General features: G+C 40.7%; 13 protein-coding genes. 9 read left to right on the top strand and 4 right to left on the bottom strand.

Annotated elements, in window-relative coordinates; all coding sequences use genetic code 11:
• Positions 1–15: 15 nt before the first annotated feature.
• A complete protein-coding gene (locus QMA08_RS00345; protein ID WP_290173317.1) occupies positions 16–972 on the bottom strand; it encodes a Gfo/Idh/MocA family oxidoreductase in 957 nt (318 codons plus the stop codon).
• Positions 973–1,134: 162 nt separating this feature from the next.
• Here QMA08_RS00345 and xylB point away from each other — a divergent pair, with 162 nt between their 5' ends.
• The 6 genes from xylB (at position 1,135) to QMA08_RS00315 (ending at position 8,479) form a co-directional block, all read left to right on the top strand.
• Positions 1,135–2,592 (top strand): xylulokinase, encoded by a 1,458-nt coding sequence (gene xylB, locus QMA08_RS00340; RefSeq protein WP_290173316.1) that lies wholly within the window; start codon positions 1,135–1,137, stop codon positions 2,590–2,592.
• Between the two features lie 30 nt (positions 2,593–2,622).
• Positions 2,623–3,942, top strand: a complete 1,320-nt coding sequence (xylA, locus tag QMA08_RS00335) for a xylose isomerase (RefSeq protein WP_007375167.1) — start codon at positions 2,623–2,625, stop codon at positions 3,940–3,942.
• Positions 3,943–3,978: 36 nt separating this feature from the next.
• Positions 3,979–4,920 (top strand): transaldolase, encoded by a 942-nt coding sequence (gene tal, locus QMA08_RS00330; protein ID WP_356782423.1) that lies wholly within the window; start codon positions 3,979–3,981, stop codon positions 4,918–4,920.
• A 58-nt stretch (positions 4,921–4,978) separates the two neighbouring features.
• Positions 4,979–6,997, top strand: coding sequence for a transketolase (gene tkt / locus QMA08_RS00325; RefSeq protein ID WP_290173314.1), 2,019 nt, complete (start codon positions 4,979–4,981; stop codon positions 6,995–6,997).
• Positions 6,998–7,104: 107 nt separating this feature from the next.
• Positions 7,105–7,488, top strand: a complete 384-nt coding sequence (locus QMA08_RS00320) for a hypothetical protein (protein WP_149602527.1) — start codon at positions 7,105–7,107, stop codon at positions 7,486–7,488.
• 13 nt (positions 7,489–7,501) lie between these two features.
• Positions 7,502–8,479 carry an aldose epimerase family protein gene (locus QMA08_RS00315; RefSeq protein ID WP_290173313.1) on the top strand — a complete coding sequence of 326 codons (978 nt, stop codon included), beginning with the start codon at positions 7,502–7,504 and terminating at the stop codon, positions 8,477–8,479.
• Between the two features lie 68 nt (positions 8,480–8,547).
• On the opposite strand, the gene QMA08_RS00310 is transcribed toward QMA08_RS00315, so the two are convergent.
• Positions 8,548–9,687, bottom strand: coding sequence for an endo-1,4-beta-xylanase (locus QMA08_RS00310; protein ID WP_290173312.1), 1,140 nt, complete (start codon positions 9,685–9,687; stop codon positions 8,548–8,550).
• Between the two features lie 157 nt (positions 9,688–9,844).
• On the opposite strand from QMA08_RS00310, the gene QMA08_RS00305 reads away from it, so the two are divergent.
• Positions 9,845–11,692 (top strand): DUF5060 domain-containing protein, encoded by a 1,848-nt coding sequence (locus QMA08_RS00305; RefSeq protein ID WP_290173311.1) that lies wholly within the window; start codon positions 9,845–9,847, stop codon positions 11,690–11,692.
• A 14-nt stretch (positions 11,693–11,706) separates the two neighbouring features.
• The gene (locus QMA08_RS00300; RefSeq protein ID WP_290173310.1) at positions 11,707–12,144 is read left to right on the top strand and encodes a cupin domain-containing protein; all 438 of its coding nucleotides are present in this window, start codon (positions 11,707–11,709) and stop codon (positions 12,142–12,144) included.
• A gap of 171 nt (positions 12,145–12,315) precedes the next feature.
• Here QMA08_RS00300 and QMA08_RS00295 read toward each other — a convergent pair whose 3' ends face one another.
• Positions 12,316–13,146 (bottom strand): hypothetical protein, encoded by an 831-nt coding sequence (locus tag QMA08_RS00295; RefSeq protein ID WP_101163895.1) that lies wholly within the window; start codon positions 13,144–13,146, stop codon positions 12,316–12,318.
• Between the two features lie 257 nt (positions 13,147–13,403).
• Positions 13,404–14,537, bottom strand: a complete 1,134-nt coding sequence (locus tag QMA08_RS00290) for an endo-1,4-beta-xylanase (RefSeq protein WP_290173309.1) — start codon at positions 14,535–14,537, stop codon at positions 13,404–13,406.
• Between the two features lie 115 nt (positions 14,538–14,652).
• Between QMA08_RS00290 and QMA08_RS00285 the strand changes: the two genes are divergently transcribed.
• Positions 14,653–15,627 (top strand): SMP-30/gluconolactonase/LRE family protein, encoded by a 975-nt coding sequence (locus QMA08_RS00285; protein WP_290173308.1) that lies wholly within the window; start codon positions 14,653–14,655, stop codon positions 15,625–15,627.
• Positions 15,628–15,768: the final 141 nt, after the last annotated feature.

The following is a 15,768-nucleotide window of genomic DNA, read 5'->3' as shown; positions in this document are numbered from 1 at the left end:
TCTATTAAAGCTCCTTTAAAACAGGGCTTTAATACGCTCCATTTGCGATTGTAAAAGTAAACTTTGAGAGTGGCTCATAATGTCACTCTCTCGTTTGTTTTCGCTCAGTAAGCGCCCTACTTCTTGCGCTTCAAAGCTATAACCTTGTGACTGCCTGCCATCTTCAAAATGCTCAATTAAGTCATCAAGCTCATACAAAGAGCACTCGTAAGCCCTAAATGCATCGGGTATTTTTATATAACCTTTGTCGCCAATAATATACGCGCCATTTCCCAATCGACATTGAAACGACGTTGCTAAGCTCACCATTACATCGCCACAATTAGCAGTAATAAGTACATCGTCTTCCACGCCTTTGTAGCGAATATTTGCTCTTACGTATAAGTTTTCAAGGTCGTTATTTAAAAAGTAATTGGCAATGGCAAGCGGATAAATTCCCATATCAAGTAAACAACCGCCCGCTAAATTTGGGTTATATTCACGCCCGTCAGGATTAAAAGGCACAGGATAGCCAAAGTCAGTTTTAACATGTTTAATAGTGCCAATTCGCCCTTGCTCTACCCATTGTTTTGCTTTTTGTATTGCAGGTAAAAAGTACGTCCACATGGCTTCCATTAAAAATACGTCGTGCTTTTTAGCAAGTAAAGACAACTGCTTACACTCTTCAGCCGAAACCGTAATGGGCTTTTCGCACAATACATGCTTACCAGCTTTAATAGCATCGCTGGCATTTTTAAAGTGAAAGTTATGCGGGGTCGCAATGTAAACTACATCAACGTTTTTATCATCAAATAATGCCTGATACCCTTCGTAAGCATTGGCTGCACCATACTTGCTCGCAAAAGCGGTTGCATCATCCCCATTTCTTGCTGCAACTGCGTACACAACACCATTATTTGTATGTGCTAAGTCTTCACAAAATTGTGCAGCAATTCGGCCACAACCAACAATACCCCAGTTTATTTTTTTCATAGTGTTTCCTTATGATCTTAAAAAGAAATTTAAGTGAACTCCAACAACCAAGCAATAAACTTGCAAATTAATTGTTAAACATAGTTTAAAACTAGCTTGACTTAACAATATCAAATCATTAATGTTAGCGCTAACACTAAAACAACATTAAGCATCACATTTATGTTCCTTGGTATCGATTTAGGCACTTCAGGTGTAAAAGTAATTATTTTAGACGAGCAAGACCAATTGCTTGCTCAAGCAAGTGGCTCTTTAAGCGTTTCACGCCCAGCCCCCCTTTTTTCTGAGCAAAACCCTTCAGATTGGTGGCTTGCTACCTGTAGTGCAATCGAGGATCTTAAAAAGACTCACCTTGCATTACTAAAATCGGTAAAGGCTGTGGGCCTTTCTGGGCAAATGCATGGCGCAACGCTGCTTGATAAAAACAATAATATTATTCGCCCAGCCATTTTATGGAACGACGGGCGCAGTGCTGCACAATGTGTAGAGCTTGAAAAACGCGAACCAAATTCTCGTAATATTACCGGCAACATAGCAATGCCTGGTTTTACTGCACCTAAATTGGTGTGGTTAAAAGAGTTTGAACCAGAAAACTTTGCAAAAGTAGCCAAAGTATTATTACCAAAAGACTACCTACGCTTTTTAATGACCGGTGATTTTGCATCAGACATGTCTGACTCAGCAGGCACACTGTGGCTAGACGTAGAAAAAAGAGCATGGTCGCAAAAAATGCTTAGCGCTTGCGACTTAACAGAGCAACACATGCCTACCCTTTTTGAGGGCACACAAATTACTGGCAAATTAACAGCCCAAGTTGCTGCTAAATGGGGTATGGAGCAAGTGCCTGTTGTTGCAGGTGGTGGCGATAATGCCGCAGGCGCTGCCGGTGTTGGCGTAGTAAGGCCTAAACAAGCGTTTTTGTCATTAGGTACTTCGGGCGTTTACTTTGTAGCTAACGATAAATACCTGCCTAACCCAGAAGGTGCTGTACATACTTTTTGTCATTGCATTGAAAACACCTGGCACCAAATGTCAGTGGTGTTAAGCGCAGCAAGCTGTTTAACCTGGGTAACTAAATTAACTGGTTTTAAAAACGAAGGCGCACTCCTTGAACAAGTAAGTAAATGCGACTTTAGCAAACCAAGCTCCGTGATATTTTTACCTTATTTAACTGGCGAGCGTACGCCGCATAATAACCCCGATGCCAAAGGCGTGTTTTTTGGTTTAGACAGCGACACCGATGCAGCAGCTCTTGGCCGCGCAGTACTCGAGGGCGTTGCTTTTGCCTTTGCCGATGGCCAACAAGTACTGCTTGATGCCGGCGCACAAATTGACGATGTAACAGTAATTGGTGGTGGCGCTAAAAGCCCACTGTGGGGAAAAATCATCGCAAGTGTACTTAACCGCCCCCTAATTTACCGAGAAGGCTCAGAAGTTGGCCCCGCATTTGGCGCAGCAAGACTTGCCCGAATAGCAGTAACACAACTCCCTGCACAACAAGTGTGTGTTAACGGCAAAGTAACGCAAACAATTGAGCCAGACCCAGTCATGCAAGACTTTTACGCACAGCAATACACAACATACAAAGCACTTTACCAAAGTGTAAAAACATACTTTTAATACACTATTATAAAATTAATGGAGCACATTATGAGCGAACAATTTTTTACAAACGTTGAAAAAATCAAATTTGAGGGTGAAAACTCTAAAAACCCATTTGCATTTCGTTACTACGACGAAAACCAAGTAGTGCTTGGCAAAACAATGAAAGAACATTTACGTTTTGCAGCCTGTTACTGGCATAACTTTTGTTCTACAGGGTTTGATATTTTTGGTGAAGGTACGTTTGACCGTCCTTGGATCCAACCTGTAGGCAATCAATTAGAACTTGCTGAACAAAAAGTAAAAGTAGCCTTTGAATTTTATGAAAAATTAGGCGTTCCTTACTTTTGTTTTCATGATGTTGATATTGCCCCTGAAGGCAAAACACTACAAGAAAGCCACGATAACGTAACGCACATAGCTAACATTATCGAAAAAGAAATGCAGCGCACAGGTGTAAAACTACTGTGGGGTACTGCTAACTTATTCTCAAATCAGCGTTTTTGTGCCGGTGGTGCAACAAACCCTAATCCTAATACGTATGCATATGCAGCAGCACAAGTTAAACATGCAATGGAAATTACGCATCGTTTAGGCGGCGAAAACTACGTACTTTGGGGTGGTCGTGAAGGTTACGACACACTACTAAATACAGACCTTGCACAAGAAAGCGAACAGTACGCACGCTTTTTGAAAATGGTTGTAGAACACAAGAAAAAAATTGGTTTTAAAGGCACATTATTAATTGAGCCAAAACCACAAGAGCCAACTAAGCACCAGTACGATTACGATACAGCAACGGTTGCAGGCTTTTTATACAAGCACGGCTTACAAGACGAAATTAAAGTAAACATTGAAGCAAACCACGCAACACTTGCGGGTCATAGCTTCCACCACGAAATTGCAGTTGCTTGCGCAGAAGGCATCATGGGTAGTATTGATGCTAACCGTGGCGACATGCAAAACGGTTGGGATACTGACCAATTTCCTAACGACGTAGCTGAGTGCACACTTGTTGTTTACGAAATTTTAAAAATGGGTGGTTTTACAACGGGCGGCTTTAACTTTGACACTAAACTTCGTCGTCAATCGTGTGAGCGTGATGACTTATTCATTGGTCACATTGGCGGTATGGATACAATGGCTAAAGCATTACTCAATGCAGCAGCAATGATTGAAGGTGGCGAGCTGACTGATTTTGTTGAAAAACGTTACGCTGGTTGGAAAGAAGACCTAGGTCAAAGCATTCTAAATGGTGAGCAATCACTTGAAAGCCTTTCAGCCTTAGTACACGAAAACAACATCGATCCTAAGCAAGTTTCTGGCCGACAAGAGCTGCTTGAGAATATTGTTAACCGCTACGTATAAGGACATCGCCTCGGTTTTAAAGCCGAGGCGTACATCATTATGAACTTGTTAGAACAACTCAAAAAAGTAACCACGGTCGTTGCCGACAGTGGCGATGTAGAGTCAATCAAAGCCCTACAACCGGTTGATGCAACAACCAATCCTTCGTTAATTTTACAAGCTGCAAAATTACCTCAATATAAACATTTAATTGAAGACGCTATAAATAAAGCTGGCAACAACGTTGACGCTATATGCGACCAACTTATTGTTAACTTTGGCTGTGAAATACTAAAAGTAATACCTGGGCGTATATCGAGCGAAGTAGATGCGCGTTTGTCGTTTGATACCCAAGCAAGTATTGCCAAAGGGCGTAAGCTTATTTCACTTTACGAGCAAGCGGGTATTTCAAAAGACCGCGTACTTATTAAACTTGCTTCAACATGGGAAGGCATTAAAGCCGCCGAGCAGTTAGAAAAAGAAGGCATTAAGTGTAACTTAACGCTGCTTTTTTCGATGGCTCAAGCCATTGCGTGCGCACAAGCTAACGTAACGCTTATATCTCCGTTTGTTGGTCGTATTCTTGATTGGTACAAAGCCCGCGATAATAAAGAATACACCCCAAGCGAAGATCCTGGTGTGCAGTCGGTTACAGGTATTTATCAGTACTATAAAAAGTACGATTATAAAACCGTGGTAATGGGCGCAAGCTTTAGAAATACCCAGGAAATAATCGAGCTTGCTGGCTGCGATTTACTGACTATCTCGCCATCATTACTCAATGATTTACAAAGCCAAGAAGGTGAACTGGTTACAAAGCTTGACGCTGCAAACATTGCCAAAGCACCGCAAAGCGACATAACCCAACTCACCCACGAGCAATTTTTATGGCAGCACAACGAAGATCCAATGGCCAGCGAAAAGCTCGGTGAAGGTATTCGTAACTTTGCCAAAGATCAGCGTATTTTGGCTAAATTGGTTGAAGACTTACTAAACTAATTTCCCTCAAGCCTGCCACATTACGTGCGGGCTTTTTTAATTTTATTTGAGGTAATACATGACTCAGCTTTCTTCTCGTGCGCCTTTTGCTAATGCCATTCGCGCACTCAGTATGGATGCGGTACAGCAAGCAAATTCAGGGCATCCGGGCGCACCTATGGGTATGGCCGATATAGCCGAAGTACTGTGGAACGATTTTTTAAACCACAATCCAACCGATCCAAATTGGCCAAACCGAGACCGCTTTGTACTCAGTAACGGTCACGGATCTATGCTTATTTATTCTTTATTGCATTTAAGCGGGTACGAACTACCACTTAGCGAGCTTAAACAATTTAGACAAATGCATTCAAAAACCCCAGGTCACCCTGAATACGGTTATACCCCAGGTGTTGAAACAACCACAGGTCCGCTTGGCGCTGGTTTATCAAATGCCGTAGGTATGGCTATTGCCGAAAAAGCCCTAGCAGCACAATTTAACAAAGAGAGTTTTGATATTGTTGATCATTACACTTACTGTTTTATGGGTGATGGCTGTTTAATGGAAGGCATATCGCACGAAGCATGTTCGCTTGCAGGCACATTAGGCCTGGGTAAACTTATTGCTTTTTGGGACGATAACGGCATATCTATCGACGGACACGTTGAGGGCTGGTTTACCGACGACACCGCTAAACGCTTTGACGCTTACGGCTGGCATGTAATAAAAGATATTGACGGTCACGACCCAGAACAAATTGCCAGCGCCATTGCACAAGCCAAACAAGTGAGCGATAAACCTACCCTACTTTGTTGTAAAACCGTGATTGGTTTTGGCTCGCCAAATAAATCAGGCTCGCACGACTGCCATGGCTCGCCATTAGGTAATGACGAAATAACTGCGGCGCGCAAATTTTTAAACCTACCAAATGAAGCATTTAGTATCAGTGATGATATTTACGCCCATTGGGACGCTAAACAAAGCGGTGATAAAAAACAAAAACAATGGCAGCAACTGTTTAGCGACTACACCAAAAGCCACCCAGAGCTTGCTAAAGAATTTGAGCGACGCGTAATTAAACGCACCCTTCCTGACAACTTCGAAGCTATTGCAAACAACTATATTGCACAGTGCAACAATGACGCCGCTAACATTGCCAGCCGAAAAGCCTCGCAAAACACCATTGAAGCCTTTGCCCCGCATTTACCAGAGTTACTGGGTGGCTCTGCCGATTTAGCCGGTTCTAACTTAACGCTGTGGTCTGGCTCTAAAGGCATAAGCGCAGATGACGCCAGCGGTAATTACCTGTTTTATGGCGTGCGCGAGTTTGGTATGAGCGGCATTATGAATGGCATATCACTGCACAGTGGTTTTATTAATTACGGTGCTACATTTTTAATGTTTATGGAATACGCCCGTAACGCAGTAAGAATGTCGGCACTTATGGGTATTCAAAATATATTTGTGTATACCCACGACTCTATTGGTCAAGGTGAAGACGGTCCAACTCACCAACCTATTGAGCAACTAGCCAACCTACGTATGACGCCAAACCTAGTCACATGGCGCCCATGTGACGCAGTAGAAACTGCAGTATCGTGGAAAAACGCGATACAAAATCAGCAGCAACCTACGGCGCTTATTTTTAGTCGCCAAGGGCTCAACCACCAGCCACGTACCGCTCAGCAAATTAGCGACATAGAAAAAGGCGGCTATATTCTTAGCGATAGCAATAAAGCGCCTGAGCTTATTTTAATTGCAACGGGGTCTGAAGTTGATTTAGCAATGCAAGCCGCAAAAGAGCTGACAACACAAGGTGTTGCAGTGCGTGTAGTATCAATGCCAAGCACCACATTGTTTGATCTACAATCAGACGATTACAAGCAAAGTGTATTGCCAAACTCGGTAGCAAACCGTATTGCAATTGAAACATCACACCAAGATTACTGGCTAAAATATGTAGGCTTACAAGGCAAAGTAATTGGTATGAGCACTTTTGGTGAGTCGGCGCCAGGTAACGTGTTATTAGAGCATTTTGGCTTTACCACCCAGAACGTAGTGAGCACCGCGCAGGCGTTAATTAAAGCCAACGCTTAATATATTTAGTACGCGTAATGCGCTAAATAATCCAAACTTTATCCAATTAATGCGCTAAGCCTTTCAAAGCTCGGCGCATTTTTATAATTAACTAACAAAGGTGAACTATGAAATATTTACTATTAATTATACTTTTTAGTGCAAGTACTAGCTTTAACGCATGGGCAAGTGACGAGCAAAATGATGAACTAATGCTAACGATTTTTTTAAAGCACGACCAATCAAAAAACCTCTCTGAAATAAAAGAAATACTCAACAACGCTAACTTTTACAAACACTTCCCACCAGAAGGCGCAACAGTAGAATCTTGGAAAGTAATGATGGGCATAGGGCAAGTTGTTACCTTGCGCTTTCCGGCAGCGTTATTACCAAAAGTAAATTTATCGATTGAGCGCTATGGCTGGAAAGCCTACAGCACTGAGTTTTATCCAACATACGATCTGTATCCAATCGTAAAAGAAGAAATTAAAAAAGCTAGAACGAACAATTAAAAGAGTAACCAACATGACAACTTCACTTGTTCAATACACACTAAGTAATGAGACAAACGACACTATTTCTATTATTAACTACGGTGCCCGGCTTACCAGCTGGGTTACCCATGTTGATAGTAAAAAACGAAATATTATACTTGGCTATTCTAATATTAATGACTATTTAAACGACACGTTTTACTTAGGCGCTGTAGCCGGTCCTTATGCAAACAGGCTAAGTAACGCCCAAATAAACATTGATGATAAAGCCTATGTACTTAATAAAAACGAAGGAGTAAACCAACTTCACGGCGGCCAAAAAGCATTAAGCGACTTATTTTGGCAGCTTGATTATCATCAAAAAAATGCGCTAAGTTTAAGTATTACTCTGCCCGATGGATATAACGGCTACCCCGGTAAAACTATATTTAACGTGCTGTATACCTTTACTACTAACAGTAAAAACCAAAGTAATCTTGATATTAAATTTACGATTACCAGTAATAAAAAAACCATTGCAGGGCCAACAGCGCACCCATATTTTAATTTAAATGGCATTACTAACAGCGCACAAGGGCATACATTAAAGCTGGCTGCCGCGCATTATACCCCTGTAGATACAAACGCCATTCCCACAGGTTTAATAGCCCCAGTAGCAAATACCACTTTTGACTACACAAATGCGCGGGTGCTTAATAAAACCGATAAACTCGATCATAACTTTGTAACCGAGCAAGTACTTAATCTGCAAGCCAATAAGCAACACGCAGAGCTTACAAGCGCCGATGAAAAAGTAATGCTGAGTGTGCTTTCTAACTACCCTGCTATTCAGGTTTATACTGGGCAGCATTTAAAAAATCCGTTTAACCAATTTGACGGTATTTGCCTAGAGCCGCAATTTTTCCCCGACAGCCCTAATAACCCACACTTCCCATTTAGCTATTTAACACCACAAGTACCTTTGCAAACGCATATTAGTTACTGCTTAACTAAAACCAATAAAAAATAGCTATTTTATAAACCAAAAAAGGATCGCTATTAAGCGATCCTTTGCGGGAGGTTAAATGTTTAGTGCGATTATAAATCGCTTACAAAGCTTTTAAGTTTTAACTCACGGTCAATTAATAATGGGTAATCGGTGCGCCCTTGCATTGGCCAATCGTTGCGCCAAGTACGTGCATCGCTTATACCCCAAAAAGTAACACGGCTTACTTTATCGTCATGTTTTTTAAGTATGTCAAACACGGCTTTGTAGCGCTCACCTAACTGGGTGTTTACTTCACTCGGTAAACCATCTGGGTATGGGTTAAATCGCTCTTGCAGCGCAATATCTAACGAAATATCAGCCCCTTGTTCTTCACCTTCAGGGAATGGTAATACCGAAATATCAAGCTCGGTTATCATCACATCAATACCCGTTGCAGCGTATGCCACAATAGAGTCTTCCATTAACGAAAGCTCTGGGTTATCAAGCGAATAATGCGCTTGCATACCAATACCATCTATTTCAATGCCTTTGCTTTGTAAATTTTTAATAAGCGCAATTGCACCGGCTCTTTTTTCTGGCTTATACAAGTTATAGTCGTTGTAATATAACTTGGCATTAGGCGCTGCCTGCTTAGCGTATTTAAACGCGTATTCTATAAAGTCGTCACCAATAATGGTGCTCCATTTAGATTCACGCAGTGTGCCGTCTTCGTTAAGTGCTTCGTTTACAACGTCCCACGCAAAAATTCGGTTTTTATAACGCCCTGCAACAGCATTAATATGGTTTTGCATGCGCTTAAGTAATGCATCGCGTGTTAGCGGCTCGCCTTGTTCGTCTTCAAAAACCCAGTCAGGAGTTTGCGAATGCCACACTAATGTGTGCCCAACTAATTCTTGGTTGTTCTCTTGTGCGTACTGAACTAACGCATCAGCGGCTTCAAAATCATAGGTTTCTAGCTCTGGGTGTATACGCTCCCACTTCATTGAGTTCTCTGGCGTAAAGGTATTAAATTGCGCTTTAGCCATATTTAAATCTTCAGGCAAAGCCCCTAATATTTGGTCGCGGCTAATCGCTGTACCTATTTTAAAGTGGTCTTTAAATTGCGCTTTAAGCGTTAATTGCTCCGGCGCTTTTAATGTTGGTTTACTTTGCTCTGCTGAGCCATTACAGCCAAGTGCAAGGCTCGACATTCCTAATAAAATAGCAATAGTAAGTTTATTTTTATGCATGATGTACCTGTTGTGTGTTTTTTAGTGTGCAACGTAAACTTAACACCATATAGTCTTTTTGACAACAACGTTTTATTGAAATAGACTGAACAAAAATAACACAGTACACATTCCTTAATCACACACTTTACTAGCAACAAAATTAGCAAGGACACACATGAAAAAAATAACAATAAAACGGCTTCTTTTAATTAGCGCATTTTTCGCCTCATTTATATTCAGCGCCCTAATTCGAGCAGATCAAACCAGCACTCACGTGCCTATTTGGCATAAATTAAGCTTAACCCTTGAAGGCCCGCACACCAGCGAGCTTGCCACGCCTAACCCTTTTACCGATTACCGCTTAGACGCCACATTTACCAGCCCCACTAATAAGCAATATACAGTACCTGGATATTATGCAGCCGATGCAAACACTGCTCAAACACATGCAACAGCAGGCAACAAATGGCAGGTTTTGTTTTCGCCCAACGAGCTTGGCAAATGGCGCTATACACTCTCATTTGTTGAAGGTAGTAATATCGCAAGCGTGCCATTAAATACTGTTACAAATGAGCAATCAGCCGGATTTTTTGATAAACAAACAGGCGAGTTTAATGTTACCGCCGCCACTAAATCATCCAGCAGTAAAGACTTTAAAAGCAAAGGTAAGCTTGAATACGTTAATAAACCTTATTTGCAGTTTAATGGCTCAAAAGAGTACTTTTTAAAAGCAGGGGCTAACAGCCCCGAAGTGCTGCTTGGCTTTTCAGGGTTTGATGCCACTCCCACAAAGCGTAACTACCAAGCGCATATAAAGCATTGGCAAAATAGTGACCCTACATGGCAAACAACCAATACAGAGACTGATAACAGTACTCATCAATCTTCTAAAGGCATTATTGGGCTAATAAATTATTTAGCGTCGCTTAACATTAACGCGTATTACTTTTTAACTATGAACGCCTACGGCGATGGCGACCAAGTTTGGCCATGGCTTAGCAAAACCCAAACCACACGCTACGATGTATCTAAATTAGCTCAGTGGGATATTGTATTTAGCCACATGCAGCAAAAAGGCATAATGACTCACTTTGTAATGAGCGAAACCGAAAACGAATCACTGTTTGAATGGAACGAAAGCCAGCTTAAAAACGACTTTGCTGTTAGTCGTAAAATTTACTATCGCGAGTTATTTGCCCGCTTTGGCTATCATTTAGCAACCACGTGGAATATAGGCGAAGAAAACGGCTGGCAAGATCCAAGCGGCGACGATAAACAACAAAAAGCTAATACCACAAAACAAAGAAAGCAATTTGCCGATTACTTTCAATCACTCACCTACTATCCTGAGCATATTGTGATACATAACGGCCCGTCGCTCGACTACCACATTTACGATAAACCAAACGACAACATTTTGGGCTACCCCGCATACACAGGGGCAAGCTTACAAGGTGAACTTAAAACTAACACCACTTACGGCGATGTTTTAAAGTACCGCCAGCTTACTCAAAGCAACCCTCACCCGTGGGTGATCACCATGGACGAAGCCTATATTTACGAGTATGCAAACAATGTTGATACGTGGCGTAACAGCAATGTGTGGGCCACATTTATGGCAGGTGGCGCAGGTATTGAGTTTTATTTAGGCGGTGGCGGCGACCTTGTTGAACAAGATTTAACGCCATACAAAGATTACTATTTAGCGATGACCAACGCTGTTGCGTTTTTTCAAAAATACGTGCCTTTTACAAAGCTTAAACCAACCCCAGAGCTTACAAAAACAGGCTGGGCGTTAAGTGATAACTCAACGTTTTACTTATTTTATTTTAGTAACGCAAGCCAAGCTCAGGTCACATTACCAAACGCGTGTTATACCCTCAACTGGTTTAACCCACGAACTAACGACTACATAAACGGCAAACGCTTTTGTGTAAATACCTCAACGAGTACACAACTGGCAACACCACCCAACACACATAATAACGACTGGGTTTATTTAATTAACCTAAGCGCTAAATAATAAGGATAACAACCATGAATCATTTAACAGTTAAACATTGTGTAACCGGCGTATTACTTACAACCGCAGCCACCATTGCATTGCCTGTAAACGCAGCAGATAAACCCACACAACTTACATCAGCTATTGTGAGTCAAAAAGACGCGCACATTACTCACTACGAAGGCGGCGATTTTCATACTTACTTTTATGGCGATACACCACTCACCAAAGGCGCTATTACGGGCGTTGCGGTTATTAAACCTAATAACGAAATACACCCTGCCCACCAGCACCCTGATGAAGAATATTTAATGATTATCGAGGGTTCAGGAACGTGGACGCTTAATGGCAAAAGCCAGCCAGCTCATACTGGGGATATTTTATTTGCAGCCCCTAATGACGTACACGGCATTTATAACAACGGCGATGTGCCGCTTAAATTTGTAGTAGTGAGGTATCAGGCTAAGTAGTTTTTTAGTGAAATAGACTAAGTGAATTATGCACAAAGAGGTTAAGAGACGCTTCGCTTTTAGAGGAAAACAAAACAGCCTGTTTAAGAACAGGCTGTGTTTTATTATAATTACTTGAATAATATTTACCGTTTAATTCTCGAACATATATGAAGCAACCATCTTTAGATTTTAGTCAATATAGATAGCAGTATTTGCAAACTCTTTTAAGTGCTCTTTTGCTTCTTCAAAACTAGCTTTAGCAATAAGATCATTGCTGTTAGTTTTTAAATATTCCTCTAAAAATTTGACTTCAATATGAACTAGATCAATTCTAAGTCGTTGCAACCAATTTGTTGAACCTAGATTATGATATTCCCAATTTCGATTTATAAAAGGATTCTCGTAATACGGTATCTCTTCTAATAATTCTTTGTCCATCCCAACTTTTATTAAAAGAGATTCAAATTCGCTTTGAAGATTTTCATCACTATCATGAAAATGTTTGAGCAAATTCCTAATCTCGTCTACTGCATCATAAACCCGACTGATAATTTGAGAAAAATTATTATCCCCATCAACTGCAATTGCTAAACCAGTATCAGCATATATGTGATCAATATTATTTAATCGCTTTACATTTTTCCAATACGTTTCCATATCATGAGCAAGTTTTACAAGCTCAGCTTCGTCAATTTTGAAATTATCTTTTTCAAATATCTGTTCATGTTCATTTTTTATTTGAATGAGTCTTTCAACTGGATATAAGTCTACATCGTCTGTTTCAATATGGTGCGGGTAACATAGAATTAGTAGATTCTCATAACTTCGGCGAAATTCATCATCGCTCTCGACATTAAAACGTTCACCACCCATCATTGCAGCTTGAATGTGGCAAACTTGACCAATAAATTTATTTTTATTATTCATCATTGGCTGTGTACAGCCAGGGAAAGCACATTGATTCCCCGATCTTGCGAAGAGTGCTCTCAAAACATTTGTCTGAGGTGTTAAACGAGCCATATAAATCCTTTTAACTTATAATCTATAAATAAATTTTTTGTTTACTCTTAAAAATATATTCTTTTAATGATTTCCTACATTAGTAACAAATATTATAACGTATTGCTAGTTATAAACTTTGAGCTCTTTTTTCTTATCATGATGCTTTAAAGTCATGGGGCACTTCTCATTTTCTTCTCATTCTTTTCTCTTTGTGAAAATTCCCCAAAAAAAAGCCGAGTATTTAAAAATACTCGGCTTTGACTACACAATTCAGTTTACTGAACTACTTCAGCAATGGTTTTAATAACTGGCTTAGGGTTTAAATTACGATCCCATAGTAATGGGTAGTTTGTTCTGTTTGGGATTGGGTAGTCGTTTTTCCACGACATACCATCGTGTAATCCCCAAAAGGTTACGCGGTCTATCTTGTCGCGCTTTGCGTAAAACAGTTCAAACAAGGCTTTATAACGGGCGTTTAGTTGCGCTTCTACGTCGCTTGGCAAGCCATTTTTGTATGGGTCGAGGTAGGTTTCAAACTCTTCTAACTGAAACTGTGGTTTCATCATATCGGTGCCGGTAATCTGCCCTTCTTTTGTTAAAGGCAGCACGTCTATATCAAGCTCAGTGATCATCACTTTTATACCCAGCGCAGCGTAGGCGTCAATAGCTTGTTCAATATATTGCATTTTAGGAAAGTTAAGCCCCCAGTGCGCTTGTATGCCAATGCCGTCGATTCGAATACCTTCTTTTTGCAGCATTTTGATCATACGTATAATGCCGTCTCTTTTTTCTGGTCGCCATGCATTAAAGTCATTGTAGTAAAGCTCGGTATTAGGTGAATACTGCTGGGCGTATTTAAATGCGGCTTTTACCATGGTATCGCCATCACCTACGCGGTTAACCCACACAGTTGGGCGATAAGAGCCGTCATCAGCAATCACTTCGTTAACTACGTCCCATGCATCTACTTTGTTTTTATAGCGCCCTGCTACAAGCTCTATGTGTTTGCGCATTTGCTCTAACTGCTCTGCTGGGGTATTTGGCTCATTTTTGCTATTTGTAAAAAACCAGTCAGGCGTTTGGTTATGCCACACTAAGGTGTGGGCTACGGTAAACATATTATTTTGCTTGGCAAAATCTATAAACGCATCTGCACCACTAAAATCGACCTTACCTTGCTGTGGGTAAATTACTTCTGCTTTCATGGCGTTTTCTAGGGTGACTGTATTAAATTGCTTAGCAATAATTGACTGCGCGGCTGCGTTTTTGCCTGTCACTATATCTTGATTTACAGCAACCCCCATTTTAAATGAGTCTGCAAAGGTGTTTTTAAGGGCTTGGGCTTGTGCAGCGCTTACGCTTAATGACCCTGCAAGTAAAAGCAGGTTGAGTGTGTGTTTTTTATGCATGTGTGTGCTCCGTTGAATCGTTATTATTTTCGATAAATATCATACAACGAAAAAAATAAATGATATAGTCAAAATGACCATTAATTATAAATTAAACAAACCTGAGTAAACGTCTATGCTAAAAACACACAAAAAAACGCTAAGCTTAGTTGTATTAATGCTCTGTTTTAATAAAGCAGCGCTGGCACAACAACCTGAAAATACACCTTTGTTAAACGCTGTAAACAGCCAAAGCAATGAGCAGTCGCCATTAATAAAGGGCGTAACACCCACACTTGTTAGTGACAATTTATTATTTTTAGAAGGCCCAACGTGGTCAAGCCAAGACAATGCGTTTTATTTTTCAGAAATGAACTTTGCTAGCTCGCAAGCACTTGGCCCTGATTCGACCATTTATAAATTAGTGCTGCCCAATACCCTCACCACTTATTTAAAACACAGTGGTACAAACGGCTTGTATGCCAAAGGGCAGAACCTCTATACGCTTAACCATAGTACGCAGTCGCTTTCTAAAATTAATATAAAAAGTAAGACCAATACCGTAATAGTCAATAAATTTGATGGGCTAAGCTTTAGCTCGCCAAACGATATGACTATGCATAAAAATGGCGATATATTTTTTACCGATCCTAATTGGCAACTAGGCGAACGCACTCAGCAAATGTCTTATACCGGTGTGTATAAGTTAAGCAATACAGGCGTACTTAGTTTAATTGACGCTACTCTTGAAAAGCCCAATGGTGTTGCGCTCTCGCCCGATCAACGTACCCTTTATGTTGGCGACTTTAGTAACCGCGTCAGCAAATACACTATTGATGAGAACGGTGATATTTTACCGCGCGAAGACTTTATTAAAGTAACCTCGCCCGATGGCATAAAAGTAGACTCTGCTGGCAATATTTACGTAAGCAGCCACAAAAAAGGCGTTATTAATATTTATACGCCAGAAGGTGCATTTATCGATAAAATTGAACTTGGCCCTAATGTAACTAACCTTGCGTTTGGTGGTAAAAATCGCAAAACGTTATTAATAACCACCGCTAAGGGCTTGTTTACGCTTGATGTAAAAGTAGCGGGTTTGGCTAATTAGCTAAATTAGTTAAGCAACGTATTAAAGAGAAAGTTAAGCTCACTCGTTAAGCACAAAAACCGGTGTAACTTGGTTACACCGGTTTTTTATTATTTAAGTTTTTGCTGCCTAAGCTTTTGCCGCTTAGGTTTTTGCTACTTA

This window comes from Pseudoalteromonas sp. APC 3355 (genome assembly GCF_030407615.1).
Lineage (GTDB): Bacteria > Pseudomonadota > Gammaproteobacteria > Enterobacterales > Alteromonadaceae > Pseudoalteromonas > Pseudoalteromonas distincta.
Note: the sequence above shows the minus strand (reverse complement) of the source record. Positions and strands in the feature narration are given on the sequence as shown.